The organism is Synechococcus sp. CCAP 1479/10, from assembly GCF_019038515.1.
Taxonomy (GTDB): Bacteria; Cyanobacteriota; Cyanobacteriia; order PCC-6307; family Cyanobiaceae; genus Cyanobium.
The window spans coordinates 33,675-49,380 of record NZ_JAFKRJ010000006.1 but is presented as its reverse complement, the minus strand read 5'-3'; the positions used below and the strand labels follow the sequence as shown (position 1 = coordinate 49,380).

Below are 15,706 nucleotides of genomic sequence, written 5' to 3'. Positions count from 1 at the left end.
CACACCTGCCGGTCACGATGGAGACGTTCATGAAAAGTCCTCCCATGCCCTTCCCCCTGCTCCAACCCCTACGCGCCGCCGTGCTGGCGATGGTCCTGGGGTCCACCGGTGCCGCCATGGCCCAGAGCGGGCCCACCCCGGCCGGCCGCCCCACGCCGGCCCAGATGCAGAAGATCTTCCCCGAACAGAAGCGGCTGGCGCTCAGCGATCAGCAGGCCCGCATCGCCATCCTTCAGCGCGGTGAGCGCTGCCTGTCGGCCGCCGGCAGCAGCGAGGCCCTGCGCACCTGCATGAAGGAACAGCGCAGCGCCAGCCAGGGCCAGCGGGAGCAGCACCGGGCGGCGATGAAGGCCCTGTTCGAGCGCAACGGCATCCCCCTGCCCCAGTGGGGCAAGGGGGACCGCAAAGGGGGCTGGGGAGAGGGCCGTGGCCCGGGCTCCAGCAGCCTCTGAGGCCGGCCAGGGGCCGGCCAGGGGCCGGCCGTGAAGACGGGGCCTCAGGCCTCGTCGAGGGCGGCCACGCCGGGCAGCACCTTGCCCTCCAGCAGCTCCAGACTGGCGCCGCCCCCGGTGGAGATGTGGCTCATCTTCTCGGCCACGCCCACCTTCTCCACCGCCGCCACGGAGTCACCGCCGCCGATGATCGTGCAGCAGCCCTTGGCGCTCAGATCGGCCAGGGTGTGGGCGATGGCGTTGGTGCCGGCGGCGAAGGCGTCGAACTCGAACACGCCCATGGGCCCGTTCCAGATCACGGTCTGGCAGTCGGCCAGGGCGTCCTGGAAGGTCTTCACCGAATCGGGGCCGATGTCGAGGCCCATCCAGCCATCGGGGATGGCGTCAATCGCCACGGTCTGGCTGTTGGCGTCGGGGGCGAAGTTGTCGGCCAGCACCACGTCGGTGGGCAGCAGCAGCTGGACGCCCTTGGCGGCCGCCTTGGTTTCGAGTTCCTTGGCCAGTTCCAGCTTGTCCTCCTCCACCAGGCTCTTGCCCACCGCCAGGCCGCGGGCCTTGTAGAAGGTGAAGATCATGCCGCCGCCGATCAGCACCTTGTCGCACTTGTCGATCAGCGACTCGAGCACGCCGATCTTGCTGCTCACCTTGGAGCCGCCCACGATCGCGGCCAGGGGACGCTTGGGCTCATCGATCGCGCCCTGCAGGTACTGGAGTTCCTTCTCCATCAGGAAACCGGCCACGCTGGGGCTCAGGTACTTCGTCACGCCCTCGGTGGAGGCGTGGGCCCGGTGGGCGGCGCCGAAGGCGTCATTCACATAGACGTCGGCCAGGGCGGCCAGCTTTTCGGCGAAGGCGGCGTCGTTCTTCTCCTCCTCGGCGAAGAAGCGCACGTTCTCCAGCAGCACCACATCGCCATCGGCCATGGCGGCCACCTTGGCCTCGGCGTCGGGGCCGATGCAGCTGTCGGTCTTGGTCACGGGCTTGCCCAGCAGTTCGCTGAGGCGGGCCGCCACCGGGGTGAGGCGCATGGCCTCGTTCACCTGGCCCTTGGGCCGGCCGAAGTGGGCGGCCAGCAGCACCCGGGCGCCGTGGTCGATCAGGTGGCGCACGGTGGGCAGGGCGGCCCGGATGCGGGTGTCGTCCGTGATCGCCCCGGCCTCATCGAGGGGCACGTTGAAGTCGACCCGAACCAGCACCCGCTTGCCGCGGAGATCGTCGGCACTGAGGCTGGAGAGGGATCGCTTCGCCATGATTACGGATAAGGAAAGGCCGGGGGAGATTAGCGTCCGGCGCCTCCCGCGCCGCCGCCGCCGCGATTCGGTTCTTCCCACCCCCGCTCCCTGGCGGCCGCAACGGTCAGCGCTAGGACAAGAGGGCCGGGCCTTCCGCCATGTTCGACACCGTCCTGTTCCCCATCGACCAGAGCCGCCAGACGATGGAAACGGCGGCCGTCGCCCTGCAGCTCGCCCAGCGCCACGGCAGCCGCGTGGTGCTGCTCTCGGTGGTGGAGGCCGAAGAAGGGGTGATGCACGATCCGGCCGATGTGGCCCGCCTGCTGGAGCAGGCCCGCGCCAGCTTCACCCAGGCCGGTGTGGCCTGCGAGGTGCTGGAGCGGGAGGGAAAGCCGGCCTTCGTTATCGGCGATGTCGCCGATGAGATCAACGCCGACGTGATCGTCATGGGCACCCGCGGCATCACCCTCGACGGCGACCACCAGAGCACCGCCGCCCGGGTGCTGCAGCTGGCGCCCTGTCCGGTGCTGGTGGTGCCCTGATGGCGGACGTCGGCGACACGGTCCGACTGAGCACCGCCGCCCCACCGATCCAGTGGTACCCGGGCCACATCGCCAAGGCGGAGAAGGCCCTCAGCGCCAACCTGGAGAAGGTGGACCTGGTGATCGAGGTGCGCGATGCCCGCATCCCCCTGGCCACCGGGCACCCGCGGCTGCAGCGCTGGATCCGGGGCAAGCAGCATCTGCTGGTGATCAACCGCCGCGACATGGTCAGCCCGGCGGCGCGCATGGCCTGGGATGGCTGGTTCCGCCAGCGGGGGGAGGTGCCCTGGTGGTGCGACGCCAAGGTCGGCACCGGCGTCAAGCAACTGCAGCAGGCGGCGATCCGGGCCGGCGAGGCGCTCAACGCCCGCCGTGCCGGTCGGGGCATGAAACCGCGCCCCGTGCGGGCCCTGATGCTCGGCTTCCCCAACGTGGGCAAGTCGGCGCTGATCAACCGGCTGGTGCGCCAGAAGGTGGTGGAGAGCGCCCGTCGTGCCGGGGTCACCCGCAGCCTGCGTTGGGTGCGGCTGGGGCAGGACCTCGACCTGCTCGACGCCCCCGGGGTGCTGCCCCCCCGCCTCGATGACCAGCTGGCCGGGCTGCGGCTGGCCCTCTGCGACGACATCGGCCAGGCCTCCTACGACGGCGAGGCGGTGGCCCAGGCCTTCCTGCGCCTGCTGGCCCAGCTGGAGCCGGTGGCGGCGGCCGGGGTGGCGCCCGGACTGCTGGAGCGCCGCTACGGAGTGAAGGTGCCGCCGTTGCCCGGAGCGGACCCCGAGCGGCCGGTTCCGGATGCCGAAGCCTGGTTCGCCGCGGCCGCGGCTCGCCACACCAGCGGTGACACCGCCCGCATGGCCCAGCGCCTGCTCGATGATTTCCGCCGCTCCCTGCTGGGGCCGATCTCCCTGGAACTGCCCGCGGCACACGCGGCGGACACGGTCAGCAGCCCCCAGGGCTGATCTGGAGCTTCCCGTAGGGCATTCCCCAAGGAAGACCTCTGCGGCGATAGGTCAGGCATAGGGGCGTGTCTTCTCGACGGGAAAAGGCTGCCATCGAGGCAATCTTCGGGGAGATCTTCACGTCATACATGGTTCCCATGGAGGGTGAAATAGCCCGATAAGCCATCCACGTTTCCAGCCACTCCTGGGAGACATGGATGGATCCAGTCACGTAGTGATAGCCGGCACTGCGGAGGGCCTGCCGCTGGATCAGCAACACTCCGATGCCAATGTAGGACACCAGGAGCATGCTCATCAACGGGGTGAGATGGTTGCGATGTCCAGATGGAATGATGGTCGCAGAAGGGGAGTGGAAGATGACTCTGTACCCCTGCTCTGCTGCGAGCATCAGTAGCAGAAATGGAAAAGCACTGTAGGGAACAGATGGCCTCAAGCCTGCCTCGCCGAAGAAGATGATCTGAAAGGCGATGACGCTGAGGCTGCCGCAGGCGGCCAGGCCTGTGATCAGATGGTTTCCGGGGGGATCCTCTGTCCCGTCCCGTCTGTGCCGCCAGACGCGTCGGGCGGCCAGGCACACCAAGCCCCCAAGGGCCACGAGTCCCAGTTCCAGGGACGGTACTTGCAGGAGCTTGATCGTGTTGCGTCCGAGAAGATTCAGAAACGGAAGTGGGTTGGTTCGGATGCGCTCAATGGCGATGTCCGTCTGCTTTCTCGAGAGGGCTTTCCCGCATCCCGTCAATCCGATCTCCTTGGTCTCCTGCATGCCTTCGCGCCAGGTCTGACCGGTGGACATTCCCATCAACGAACCGCCCGAATTGGCGCCGATCGATCCGCAGGCGGATTTGGCCAGGGAGCGCTCAAGGGCCAGCTGCCCTCCCGAAATCAGCATCCAGCCCAGAACCGCGAGGATCACGATGGAGACGGCACGGCGCCATCGCCATGGGGACCGCTTCCCCTGGAAACCTCCGCTAGCGGCGGCAACGGCCACCAGGACCGTCAGGGCCGGGAGCAGACCCAGAGTCCCCGGGCGTTCCTGAAGCGCCAGACACAGGAAAGCAAAGCCGGCCGTGTTTTGAAGGGCACTCCTGCGGAAGCGGCCGGCGTCCAGAGCGTTGACCCCCAGCACAAACCAGGCGAGGGCCACATTCACGAAGATGAAGGCATTCAGCTCGGAGCCGTGGGTGTAGCCAAGGCCCTGACCGATGAGCTCATGGAGTGGCGATTCCCCCCACCTGGGCAGGGTGCTGAACAGGAGGACGCCGAGCCCTGCTGTGGAGACCAGGCTCAGGCGTGGCCGGAGTGCCGTCAGCAGGGTGGCGATGCTCGCCCAGGCCAGCAGTCGTTTGACCGTCAGGGCGCTCACCAGGGGATCCGGTCCGATCCGCTGCCCGAGCCAGAGGGAGGAAGCATTGAACGGCAGATTCCAGGGTCTTCGGACCCCGTAGTCCGTCAGGTAGCCACTGGCTGCGTCCAGGGACGCCTTCAGCCAGTCAAAGCCGTCCGCGACTGGAAACCGCCCCCCGAGGAAGTCATGAAAACTGCTGTCGTTGCTGCTGACCGTCAGGCTGATCAGGGTCAGGACGCCGATGGCTGTCCAGAACAGAACCTCGGGCCTGCGGCCAGCCGATCGGCTCCGCCTTTCGTGACGCCACGATGGGAGGCTGCGAGGTTTCATGACGCTGGCCTGAGGGGTGGTGGGTCATCGAGACGGCGCGCGGCTCACCGCTGATCGGGGTTCGCCGGCCGCTGGGGCCACCCCATCCAAGCCCCGGACCGGCGTTGGGACAGGTGGCCATGAACCCTTCGATCAGGTCCCGGCCCCGCTGTCCCTACCGTCGTCCTGCGGCTCTTCATGGGGAGAGGCATTCCAATGGGGTTCTGATGGCTGGCTTCGGGGAAGGCGAAGGGGAGCTGCTGACGCTCCATTACCCGAAGCCGCTGCCGATGCGGCTGGATCGCTGGCTGGTGTCCCAGCGGCCCGAGCAGAGCCGGGCCCGCATCCAGAAGTTCATCGATGCGGGCTACGTGCGGGTCAATGGCGTCACGGGCCGGGCCAAGACCCCCCTGCGCACCGACGACACCGTCGAGCTGTGGATGCCGCCGCCGGAGCCCCTGCCCTATCTGGTTCCCCAGCCGATGGCGCTGGAGGTGCTGTTCGAGGACGAGCATCTGATCGTGATCAACAAGCCCGCCGGGCTCACGGTCCATCCGGCCCCCGGCAACAAGGACGGCACCCTGGTGAACGGCCTGCTCCACCACTGCCCCGACCTGCCGGGCATCGGCGGCGAGATGCGCCCCGGCATCGTCCACCGCCTCGACAAGGACACCACCGGCTGCATCGTCGTCGCCAAGAGCCAGGAGGCCCTGGTGAAGCTGCAGGTGCAGATCCAGAAGCGCATCGCCTCGCGGGAGTACCTGGCGGTGGTGCACGGCCAGCCCGCGGCGGACAGCGGCACGATCGTGGGCGCCATCGGCCGCCATCCAGCCGATCGCAAGAAGTACGCCGTGGTCACGGACACCACCGGACGCCATGCCTGCACCCACTGGCGCCTGATCGAAGCCCTGGGCGACTACGCCCTGCTGCGCTTCAAGCTCGACACGGGCCGCACCCACCAGATCCGGGTCCACTGCGCCCACACGGGCCACCCGATCGTGGGGGATGCCACCTATGGCCGCTGCCGCAAGCTGCCGGTGGCGCTGCCCGGCCAGGCCCTGCACGCGGTGCGGCTGGCCCTCGACCACCCGATCAGCGGCGAGCGGCTGGTGTGCGAGGCGCCCCTGCCGGAGGTGTTCGAGAAGCTGCTGCTGGCCCTGCGGCGGCGGTCGTCCTGAGGGCGTTGCTGCGGCAGACTTGAAACCCTGGATCCCGGTGTCATGGCCCCGCCGCCGCGACGGCTGTTCGTCGACCAGTTCTTCGTCGGCTGGGTGTATGGCCCCTGGGTGGTGGCCGGCCTGCTGGTGATCCTGGCGCTGCGGCTCCTGCTGGCGGAGGACTTCAACCTCCACAGCCACGCCTGGGGGCTGTTCGGCAACGCCGCGATCTGCTTCTCGATCGGCTGCGTCTGCAAGCTCTCCTGGGCCATGGCGCGGGTCGGTGCCGTGCGCCAGCTGGAGCTGCAGCTGCGCCGGGAGCTGGGCCTGCGCTGATGGCGATGACCCGATCCCAGCTCGGCCTGGTCGTCACCCTGCCCTGGCTGGCCGCCGGGGTGGTGCTGCTGGCGATGACGCGCATCGAAGGGGAGACCAGGGAGGCGCAGCTGGGGCTGTTCGGCAGTGCCGCGATCTGCTTCTCGATCGGCTGCCTGGCCCGCACCAGCCTGGGTCTCCACGATCTGATGCAGGCCCGCAGCACGGGCGCCCCGCCGGAGGCACCCCCTGTCGCCCCACCGGGGGCCTCCGGCGGGGCCCGGTCGTCGTGATCCGGCGTCAGGTCCGACGCTGCCTGGCCCCGGTCCTGGGCCTGGCGCTGGCGGCACCGATGGCCCAGGCCTGGGGCCAGGAGCTGATCGCCGCCCCCCGGCCCCGGCGCCTGCCGCCCCCCTCCCCGGCGCTGCTGCGCAGCCTCCAGGGGTTCCAGGACGACCTTGAGCGCCTGGACCGCACCCTGCTGCCCGCCGCGCCCGAGGCCGACGCCACCGGGGGGCCGGACGCCACCCTCCCCGGCCTGCCCGATCCGTCGCTGCCGGCGCCGGCGGCGACGGCCCTGCCCCAGGTGCCCGAGGCGGTGCGGATCGAGCGGCGCCAGCGGCTCAGCCTGGCCGAGGCCCTGACTGTGGCCGTGCGCAACGATCCCGATCTGGCCGCCGCCGTGCTCGGCGTGCGCGAGCAGCAGGACCTGGCCGGTTCGGCCCGGGGCCGCCGCTGGCCAGAGCTGGGCCTGAACCTGGCGGGTGGTTTCAGCCAGCAGCGTTCCTACAACCAGGTCTGGACCGACAACGCCGGCATCTATCCGTCGGGCTCCCCGTTTCTGGTCCGCAACCAGGGCTGGAATGTGGTCCAGTCCAACGTCGGGGCGGCCGCCGCCCGGGTGGAGCTGGCCTGGGAGCTGCTCAGCCCGTATCGCGCCGCCGCCATCGCCGAGGCCGACGACAGCCTCAAGGCCTCCCGCCAGCGCTACGCCGACCGGCTGCGCCAGCTGCAGCTGGACGTGAGCATCGCTTACTACGGCCTGCAGCTCGCCGACCAGCTGCTGCGGATCCGCCGGGCCGTCGTCGACAGCGACACGGTGGTGCGCGACCAGGTGGCGGCCCTCCAGCAGGCGGGCCTGGTGCCGCGGCTCGACCGGCTCCGCGCCGAGGCCGCCCTGCAGCAGAGCCGCTATCGCTTCGAGCAGGCGGAGGCCCTGCAGCTGAGTCGCCAGCGCCAGCTCAGCAACCTGATCAACGTGCCGTTCGACGTCAGCCTGCGGGCCAGCGATGCGGTGCGGCTGCAGCCCCCCTGGCCCCTCGATCTGGAGCAGACGATCGTGCGCGGCTGGCAGGACAATCCCCAGCTGCGGGCCCTGCAGGCCGCCCGCGACGCCCTGCTGCGCCAGGCCGACCGCCGCGCCGCCGAGCTGCTGCCCAGCCTGCGGCTGGTGGCCACCGGTGGCTACGGCCAGGGGCTGATCACCCAGCCCGTGATCCAGCTGGAGGGCTGCTGCAGTTCGGCCCTCATCCCCCAGCTGCTCAACCAGCGCTCCGACTGGGCGGCGGGGCTGCAGCTGCACTGGCGCTTCTTCGACGGCGGCGTCACCGCCGGCGCCGTGGCCGCCAGCCGCAGCGCCGCCGCCCGCACCGACCAGCAGCTGGCCCGGGAGCGCAACGCCATCCGCCAGCGCCTCGAGGCCGCCTTCTACGACCATCGGGCCGCCCTGCGCCAGATCGTGGCGGCCCGCGCCTCCTACAGCGCCTCCCGCGAGGCCTTCCGTGACGTGCGGGCCCGCTACCAGCTGGGGCTGGCCGATTACAGCGACGTGGCCGACACCGTCGCCACCCTCACCGGCGCGATGGAGGGGGTGGCCGAATCCACCACCCTGGCCAATGTCAGCTACGCCCAGCTGCTGCGCGAACTGCTGCCGGTGCCGGACCGGCCCGATCAGCCGGTGGCGCTGCCGCTGGTGCTGGACGGCTCCTGAGCGTTGCCCTGGCGTTCCTGCAGCCGCTGCCAGCGGCGCTGGCGCCAGGCGAACGAGCGCCACAGCAGCAGCACCAGCAGGGCGGCGAACCAGAACCACACCTCCGGGGCATTGGCATGCAGGAGCACCACCAGCAGGGCCCCCTCCAGCACCAGCCAGGGAAGTTCGCGGGTCATGGCAGGGCGTCCCGCTGCCGCAGGGCCGGCTGGTCCTGGCGCTCCTGCTGGCGCAGGGTTCGGTAGCTGCCGGTGAGGTCGCGCAGCAGCGGCAGCAGGTAGCTGACCGGCGGGCGCCATTCGACGTAGCCGTGGGCCTTGAGCGTCAGCCCCTCGCGGATCGGAAAGACGCTGCTGCCGCGGCTGAGGGTCCAGCGGTAGCCGTCGCGGCCGGAGCCGCCGGCTGTAGGCAGCAGGGCGATCTCGGTGCGCATCACCGGCCCGTTGCGCACCAGGGCCTCCGCCAGCTGGGGGTTGCCCATGGTGGTGTTGACGTCCTCGCGGGTGGCGGGCAGCAGGTTGATGTTGCGCACACGACCGCGGATGCCGCCGAAGCGGCCCCGCTCGTTCCAGTCCGGCACCACCTCCATGGCCAGGCCGGAGCGCAGGCGGCGGGCATCGGCCGGGGCGAAGTAGGCCACCGCCTGCAGGGCCTGGCCGCCGCCGTCGGCGTTGCCGCGGTCCGCCCGGGGGCTCCCCAGGGTGCCGAGGCGCTGCCCGGGCTTCACCGTCTGGCCCCGCACCACCTGCAGGTCGAGCAGCCGCCCGTCCCGGGTGGCGGTGAGGGTGCCGTCGTAGCTCAGGCGGGTCTGGGTGACCCGGACGGCGCGGCGGGCGTCCTGGATGGCGAAGCGCCGCCGCTGGGCTTCGGTGTCGATGGCGAGCCGGACCTTCTCCCAGGCGTCGATGGCCTCCCGCTGCCGGATGCCCAGTTCGGCGACGCTGTTGTCGAGCTGGATGGCCCGGTCCTCGCTGGCCACCACTTCCGCGGCCAGGGGGGCCACCACCTCGCGGCGGGCCAGATGGCGGAAATCGGCCACCTTCCGGTCGTAGACCCGACGCAGGGCGTCCAGGCGCCCGCGGTTGCCCTCCAGCTTGGCCAGGGCGGTGTCCCGCAGGCGCAGGGCCGAGGCCAGCCGCGCCCGGTCGCGGCGGTCGAGATCGGCGTTGATGCGGATCAGTTCGGCCAGGTCCTTCTCCTGGCGGCGCAGCTGCTGCTCCAGGGTTGGCAGGTAAAGGCGGATCAGGGTCTGGCCCCGGCTCACCCGCTGGCCCTCCCGCACCGGCAAGCTGAGGATCTGGCCCTCGGCCCGGGAATCGATCACCGTGGCGCCGCCGGGCACGATCACGACCCCCCGGCCGACCACCTCGGTGGGCACCGGCCAGAACAGGAACCAGCCGGCCGTCAGGGCCCAGGCGCTGCCCAGGGCCACCAGCACCCGCCGTTCCGCCGCTTCCTCCGACGCTTCCATGGCCACCCTCAGCCCCGCAGCCGTTCCACCAGTTGGGTGCCCACCCGCAGGGCATTGGCGATGGCGGTGAGGGAGGGGTTCACGGCGCCGATCGTCGGCATGAAGCTGGTGTCGACGACGTAGAGGTTGTCGAGCTCGTGGGCCTTGCAGTTGAGGTCGAGCACCGAGGTGGCCGGATCGCTGCCGAAGCGGCAGGTGCCGGCCTGGTGCCCCACGGCGGCGATGCCCATGCTGTTGGCGATGTAGAACTGGCGCTCCACCAGGTGGTTGCGGAGATAGAGGCGGTCCAGCAGGCCCTCCAGGCGGCTCACCAGGCGCGCCGAGGCGGTGAGGTTGTTGGGGGTGTAGCTAAGCTGGATCTGGCCCGAGCTGGTGACGGTCACCCGGTTGTTCGGATCGGGCAGATCCTCACTGGAGATCCAGAAGTCGAGCGCATGTTCAGCGATCTTGTCCATGCTCCAGCCGGGCATCAGGAAGGTTTCCAGTGGCGCGTAGCCCTTCATGATCGTGCCGTTGGTCTTGCCCGTCATCTGGATGTTGCCCATCGGGTAATCGAAGTCGGCATCCCCGAGATACCAGTCGTTGATCGACACCGTTTTCTGGAAGATGGTGCGGTTCGGCTCATGGGCCAGGGCCACCATCGCCTTGCTGTTGTGGAACATGTAGTGGCGACCCACCTGGTCGGAGCCGTTGGCCAGGCCCCGGGGATGGCGGTCGTTGGCCGACTGCAGCAGCAGCCGGGCGCTGTTGGCGGCGCCGCAGCTCACCACCACCACATCACCGCTGACCGTCAGCGGTTCGCCGTCCCGCTCCAGTTCCACCGCCTTCACCGTGCGGCCGGATTCATCGGTGATCAGGCGCTTCACCTGGGCCCGCGTCAGCAGGGACACGTTCGGCTGCGCCAGGGCCGGCCGGATGCCCAGCACCTCCGCGTCCGACTTGGCGTGCACCAGGCAGGGGAAGCCATCGCAGCAGTTGCACTTGCGGCAGCGGCTGAAGGCCATGTGGGCTTCATCCAGCTGGACGCCGCTGGGGGCGTGGAAGGGATGGAGCCCGGCGGAGCGCAGGTCGTCGACCAGCTGCTGCATCCGCGGCTCATGGGCCACCGGCGGATGGGGATAGGGGCCGCTGCAGGGCGGCTCGGTGGGATCCTCACCGCGCTGGCCGTGCACGTGGTACATCTCCTCGGCCTTCTGGTACCAGGGCTCGAAGTCGGCGTAGCGCAGGGGCCAGGCCGGCGAGGTGCCGTCGAAGTGGGCGAGCTCCTCGAAGTCCTGCTGGCGCAGGCGGAAATGGGCGGCGCCATACATCTTGGTGGCGCCGCCGACGAAGTAATGGCTGCCGGGTTGGAAGGGCTTGCCGTGCTTGTCGAGCCAGGGATCCTTCGACACGTAGCGGTTCTGCTGGAACACCGCTTCGGCGTCCCAGTTCTGGGGTTCCTGGGGCAGCCAGTCGCCCCGCTCCAGCACCAGCACCTTCAGGCCCGTGGGGGCCAGGTGGCGGGCCAGGGTGCCGCCGCCGGCGCCGCTGCCGATGATCACCACGTCGAAGTGGGCGCCGTGGCTCACCTGCAGCTGGGCCGCCTCCGGCAGGGGCGAGCTGTGAAGGCTCGGATCCGCGATGGCGGCGATGGCGGCGCTGGGGGACGGGGTGCTCATGGCTGGATGGGGTAGCGATTGAGCTGGTTGAGCATCTTGCAGACCATGGCGCTCCAGCCGGTCTGGTGGGAGGCGCCGACGCCACGGCCATTGTCGCCGTGGAAGTATTCGTTGAACAGGATCAGATCGCGCCAGTGGGGATCGCTCTGGAACAGTTCCACGGCGCCATTGAAGGGGCGGCGGCCCTGTCCGTCGCGCCGGAACAGACCCACCAGCCGCTTCTCCAGCTCCAGGGAGGCCTCCCAGAGCGTCATCCAGTGGCCCGAGCGGGTGGGGAACTCCACCTTGAAGCTGTCCCCGTAGAAGTGGGCGAACTTCTGCAGCGATTCGATCAGCAGGAAGTTCATCGGCATCCACACCGGCCCGCGCCAGTTGGAGTTGCCCCCGAACATCGCCACCGGACTGTCGGCCGGGCTGTAGGCGAGCGTCTCACTCTCGCTGCCTTCGGTGTACGTGTAGGGGTGCTGCGCATACACCTTGGAGAGGGAGCGGATGCCGTAGGGGGAGAGAAACTCCTCCTCATCGAAGAGCCGCTCGCAGATGCGCTGCAGGCGCTCCCGGGGCACCAGGGTGAACAGCACCCGGTCGTTGTTCCAGATTCCCAGGTTCTCCACAATCCAGGAGGGCGTGGTGCGCTCATGGGTGAACCAGGCCAGGGTGTGGGTGACATCGAGCATCGGCAACCGTGCCACGGTGTCGATGTCGAAGCTCTGCACCGCCAGCAGGGGCACCAGGCCCGAGAGTGAACGGGTGCGCAGATAGTCGACGCTGCCGTTGGGCCGCTTGATCACGTCGTAGTAGAAGCCGTCCTCCTCGTCCCAGTTGAGGTAGTTGCGGCCGGCGGGATTGTTGAGGCCGATGGCCAGCTGCACGAAATCCACCACGAACCGCTCGCAGATGTCGGCGTACTCCGGTTCCTCGCGGCTCAGCTCCACGGCGATCTGCAGCAGGTTGAGACTGAGCGAGGCCATCCAGGCCGTGCCGTCGCACTGCTCGATGATGCTGCCGTCGGCCAGGGGGAAGCGCCGATCGAACACGCCGATGTTGTCGAGGCCCAGGAATCCCCCCTCGAAGACGTTGTCGCCGGAGCGGTCGTTGCGGTTGGCCCACCAGCCGTACTCCAGGATCAGCTTGCGCAGGGCGGCGCGCAGGAAGGCCAGATCGGCGGCGTCGCTGTTCTTGCGATCGATCTGATAGATGCGCATCGCCGCCCAGGCGCCGATCGGGGGGTTGGGATCGGACAGGGCCCACTCATAGGCGGGGGTCTGGGCGTTGGGGGCGGTGTACTGGGGCTTGCGCAGCAGCATGCACTGCTCCTTGGCCGTGGCCGGATCGAAGACGGCGAAGGCCACGGAGTGGAACATCAGATCCCACTGGCAGAAGTAGGGGTACTCCCAGCTGTCCGGCATCGAGATCACGTCGTGGGCGTGCAGCCGCTGCCAGAAGGCGTTCTGGGTGTGGCGCCGCTCGGCCGGCGGGGGTGTGCCGGTGGGGTCCCCCTCGAGCCAGCGCATCACGCTCCAGCCGTAGTACTTCTTGCACCAGAGCAGTCCGGCGGTGCCGGCCAGGTGGATGCGGCGGTCGTCCTCGGACAGCCCCGGCACCCGATGGTCGAAGTACTCCAGCCACTCCCGCTCGCGCTCGCTGAAGATCGCGCCAAACGCCTCCCCAAACGCCTCCCCAAACGCCTCCCCGAACGCCTCCCCTTGCTCGGTCGGGCCCGTTGCGGGGCCGTCGATCCGATGCAGGCGCAGCTCCACCAGCCACTCCTCGCCCGCGGCCAGGGTGCGCTGCAGCACGCGCCCCGCCTTGCTGCCCCGCAGGGCCGGATTCACCGCGCCGGCTTCGCCCTCGACCACATGGCGATGGAACCCGTCCTTCTGGAAGGGTGTGGCGTTGGGCTGGCCCCAGAGCCGCTCGCTGTTGGTTTCGTTGTCGGTGAAGATCCAGGTGCCGGGCTCCCGGCAGTCGAGCTGGTACACCCCCAGATGGGGCAGGGCATCGGTGACGATCGAAGGGCCGCCGGCGTCACCCGCAGAGCCATCACCGGCGCCGGCGAGCGGGCGGATCCCGTGCTCGACCTCATCGGGATAGCCCCAGCGCCAGGTGTTGCGCAGCCACAGGCTGGGCAGCAGGGTGAGGGGGGCGGGATCGGGGCCGCGGTTGGTGGCCCGGATCCGGATCAGCAGGTCCTCCGGTCCGGCCTTGGCGTACTCGATGAGGACATCGAAGTAGCGGCTGTCGTCGAAGATGCCCGTGTCGACGAGTTCGTACTCGGGCTGGTCCCGGCCGCGGCGGCCGTTCTCCACCAGCAGATCGGCGTAGGGGAAGGCCCGCTGCGGGTACTTGTACAGCCCCCGCATGAAGCTGTGGGTCGGGGTGTTGGCGAGATGGAAGAAGTAGTCCTTGAGGTCCTCGCCGTGGTTGCCTTCGGGGTTGCCGAGGCCGAAGGGCCGTTCCTTGAGGATCGGGTCCACGCCGTTCCAGAGGGCCAGGGAGAAGCAGAGGCGGCACTGGTCGTCGCAGAGGCCCAGCAGGCCGTCCTCGCCCCAGCGGTAGACGCGGGAACGGGCGTGGTCGTGGGGGAAGGAGGTCCAGGCGTCGCCGTCGGCGGAGTAGTCCTCCCGCACCGTGCCCCACTGGCGCTCGCTCAGGTAGCTGCCCCAGAGGTTCCAGGGGGCGAGGCCGTGGTCGCGCTCGGCCATGCGCCGGGTTTCCGACGGGGTGATGGCGTCGATGGCGGCGCGGCTGGGGACGCTGGCCGTCATAGGGAGGCCTTCAGGGCGGCGCCGATGCGCAGGGCATTGGCGATCACCGTGAGTCCCACCCCCACCGAAGGGCAGGAGGGCAGCACGCTGGCATCGGCGATCCAGAGGTTGGCCAGCTCGTGGCTGCGGCCGTCGAGGTTCACCACCGAGGTGGCCGGATCCGAGCCCATGCGGCAGGTGCCGCAGGCGCCGCCGATCACCGGCAGGGGCGCCTCGCCGCGGGGATGGGTGGGGGCGGCCTTGGCCACCAGGGTCAGGGGGTCGGCCTCCACGGCCTTGAGGCAGTCGATCCAGCGGTAGACGAGGCGGTCGTGGGCCTCCCGGTTGTTGGCCGTGTAGTGGACCTGCAGCTGCTGGCCCCGCAGGGCGATCCGGTTGTGGGGATCGGGCCGCACGGCGCTCATCGCCCACCAGGTGATCGAGCGGGCGGCCAGCTGCTCGAGGCCGAAGTCCGGCAGCAGGCGGGTCACCAGGGAGAGCACCGGCGGTGACTCGGCGAACAGGGCGTCCTGCAGCACCCCGCCGCCGCTCTGGATCGAGCCGAGCGGGAAGTCGACGTTCTTGTCGCCCCAGTAGAAGTCGGTGATGCCATGGCCCCGGCCGTAGCGGCCCGAGTTGGGGGCGGCCGCCAGCTGCAGGATCGAGGTGAGCTGGGGCTTCATCAGGTTGCGGCCCACCTGGTCGGAGCCGTTGGCCAGGCCGCGGGCGTGGTGGTCGGTGGCGGAACGCAGCAGGATCTCCGGCGTGCCGATGGCCCCGGCGGCCAGCACCACCTGGTGGCTGCGGAACAGCCAGCGCTGGTGGTCGATCTCCACCTCGACGCCGCGCACCTCCTGGCCCGACGGGTTGACGTGCAGCTGCAGCACCCGGGCGTTCTCCCGCACCGTCACGGTGCTGGAGCCCCGCGCCGGATCCACCCCGAACAGCTCGGCATCGCCGGAGGGATCGACCGCCGAGTCGGACCAGCTCAGGGGCAGGTCGTAGGGATGCAGTCCCTGGCGTTCCAGGGCGCTGCGCAGTTCCACCAGGAATGGCTCCACCGGCCGCGGCGCGGCGGGATAGGCGCCCTGCATCGCCGGGGCGGTGGGGTCGGCACCGGCCACGCCGTGGACGCGATAGAGCGCTTCGGCCCGCTCGTACCAGGGGGCCAGGTCGTCGTAGCGCAGTTCCCAGTCCGGGGACGGACCCTCCTGGAGCGCCACGCCGGTGAACTCCGCTTCCCGCATGCGTTCGAGCACGCCGCCCCAGATCTTGGTGTTGCCGCCGATGGCGTGCACCATCTGGGGGGAGAAGGGATCACCGTCGGTGCCGAACCACTTCTCCTCGGGGTGGTAGCGGGGCTTGCGGAACAGCCCCACTTCGGCCACGTTCTGATCCGCCTGGGGCATCACCCCACCGCGCTCCAGCAGCAGCACGGTGTGGCCCCCATCGGCGAGGGCGGCGGCCAGGGTGCCGCCACCGGCGCCGCTGCCGATCAGGATCACGTCGTAGTGGGTGTCGTCGATGATCAT

Annotated in this window: 14 protein-coding genes; 7 read left to right on the top strand and 7 right to left on the bottom strand. The window is 69.9% G+C overall.

Annotation, left to right across the window (positions count from 1 at the left end):
- The first annotated feature begins 44 nt into the window (after positions 1-44).
- Positions 45-452 (top strand): hypothetical protein, encoded by a 408-nt coding sequence (locus KUG39_RS01760; RefSeq protein WP_094585737.1) that lies wholly within the window; start codon positions 45-47, stop codon positions 450-452.
- 44 nt (positions 453-496) lie between these two features.
- Here the strand turns inward: KUG39_RS01760 and KUG39_RS01755 are convergent, their stop codons facing one another.
- Positions 497-1,702: a phosphoglycerate kinase gene (locus KUG39_RS01755; RefSeq protein WP_190610370.1), complete on the bottom strand. Its 1,206-nt coding sequence runs from the start codon at positions 1,700-1,702 to the stop codon at positions 497-499.
- A 140-nt stretch (positions 1,703-1,842) separates the two neighbouring features.
- Here KUG39_RS01755 and KUG39_RS01750 point away from each other — a divergent pair, with 140 nt between their 5' ends.
- Both KUG39_RS01750 and ylqF read left to right on the top strand, forming a co-directional pair.
- A complete protein-coding gene (locus KUG39_RS01750) occupies positions 1,843-2,226 on the top strand; it encodes a universal stress protein (RefSeq protein ID WP_094585739.1) in 384 nt (127 codons plus the stop codon).
- Positions 2,226-3,185 carry a ribosome biogenesis GTPase YlqF gene (gene ylqF, locus KUG39_RS01745; RefSeq protein WP_190610371.1) on the top strand — a complete coding sequence of 320 codons (960 nt, stop codon included), beginning with the start codon at positions 2,226-2,228 and terminating at the stop codon, positions 3,183-3,185. The genes KUG39_RS01750 and ylqF overlap by 1 nt, the downstream gene beginning before the upstream one ends.
- Here ylqF and KUG39_RS01740 read toward each other — a convergent pair.
- Positions 3,166-4,860 (bottom strand): hypothetical protein, encoded by a 1,695-nt coding sequence (locus tag KUG39_RS01740; protein WP_216913783.1) that lies wholly within the window; start codon positions 4,858-4,860, stop codon positions 3,166-3,168. The two genes, ylqF and KUG39_RS01740, sit on opposite strands and share 20 nt — an antisense overlap.
- 206 nt (positions 4,861-5,066) lie before the next feature.
- Here KUG39_RS01740 and KUG39_RS01735 point away from each other — a divergent pair, with 206 nt between their 5' ends.
- Genes KUG39_RS01735 through KUG39_RS01720 form a run of 4 tightly spaced genes read left to right on the top strand, consistent with a single transcriptional unit; the run spans position 5,067 to position 8,301 of the window.
- Positions 5,067-6,017 carry an RluA family pseudouridine synthase gene (locus KUG39_RS01735; RefSeq protein ID WP_216913784.1) on the top strand — a complete coding sequence of 317 codons (951 nt, stop codon included), beginning with the start codon at positions 5,067-5,069 and terminating at the stop codon, positions 6,015-6,017.
- Positions 6,018-6,059: 42 nt separating this feature from the next.
- Positions 6,060-6,332: a hypothetical protein gene (locus KUG39_RS01730; RefSeq protein WP_094585743.1), complete on the top strand. Its 273-nt coding sequence runs from the start codon at positions 6,060-6,062 to the stop codon at positions 6,330-6,332.
- A gap of 5 nt (positions 6,333-6,337) precedes the next feature.
- The gene (locus KUG39_RS01725) at positions 6,338-6,604 is read left to right on the top strand and encodes a hypothetical protein (protein ID WP_216913785.1); all 267 of its coding nucleotides are present in this window, start codon (positions 6,338-6,340) and stop codon (positions 6,602-6,604) included.
- Positions 6,601-8,301: a TolC family protein gene (locus KUG39_RS01720; RefSeq protein ID WP_216913787.1), complete on the top strand. Its 1,701-nt coding sequence runs from the start codon at positions 6,601-6,603 to the stop codon at positions 8,299-8,301. The genes KUG39_RS01725 and KUG39_RS01720 overlap by 4 nt, the downstream gene beginning before the upstream one ends.
- On the opposite strand, the gene KUG39_RS01715 is transcribed toward KUG39_RS01720, so the two are convergent.
- Genes KUG39_RS01715 through KUG39_RS01695 form a run of 5 tightly spaced genes read right to left on the bottom strand, consistent with a single transcriptional unit; the run spans position 8,262 to position 15,706 of the window.
- Positions 8,262-8,477 (bottom strand): hypothetical protein, encoded by a 216-nt coding sequence (locus tag KUG39_RS01715; RefSeq protein WP_216913789.1) that lies wholly within the window; start codon positions 8,475-8,477, stop codon positions 8,262-8,264. The two genes, KUG39_RS01720 and KUG39_RS01715, sit on opposite strands and share 40 nt — an antisense overlap.
- Positions 8,474-9,769 carry an NHLP bacteriocin system secretion protein gene (locus KUG39_RS01710; RefSeq protein WP_216913791.1) on the bottom strand — a complete coding sequence of 432 codons (1,296 nt, stop codon included), beginning with the start codon at positions 9,767-9,769 and terminating at the stop codon, positions 8,474-8,476. The genes KUG39_RS01715 and KUG39_RS01710 overlap by 4 nt, the downstream gene beginning before the upstream one ends.
- A gap of 8 nt (positions 9,770-9,777) precedes the next feature.
- The gene (locus KUG39_RS01705) at positions 9,778-11,427 is read right to left on the bottom strand and encodes a GMC family oxidoreductase (protein WP_286192985.1); all 1,650 of its coding nucleotides are present in this window, start codon (positions 11,425-11,427) and stop codon (positions 9,778-9,780) included.
- A complete protein-coding gene (locus tag KUG39_RS01700; protein ID WP_216913793.1) occupies positions 11,424-14,195 on the bottom strand; it encodes an MGH1-like glycoside hydrolase domain-containing protein in 2,772 nt (923 codons plus the stop codon). The genes KUG39_RS01705 and KUG39_RS01700 overlap by 4 nt, the downstream gene beginning before the upstream one ends.
- Positions 14,192-15,706: a GMC oxidoreductase gene (locus KUG39_RS01695; RefSeq protein ID WP_216913795.1), complete on the bottom strand. Its 1,515-nt coding sequence runs from the start codon at positions 15,704-15,706 to the stop codon at positions 14,192-14,194. The genes KUG39_RS01700 and KUG39_RS01695 overlap by 4 nt, the downstream gene beginning before the upstream one ends.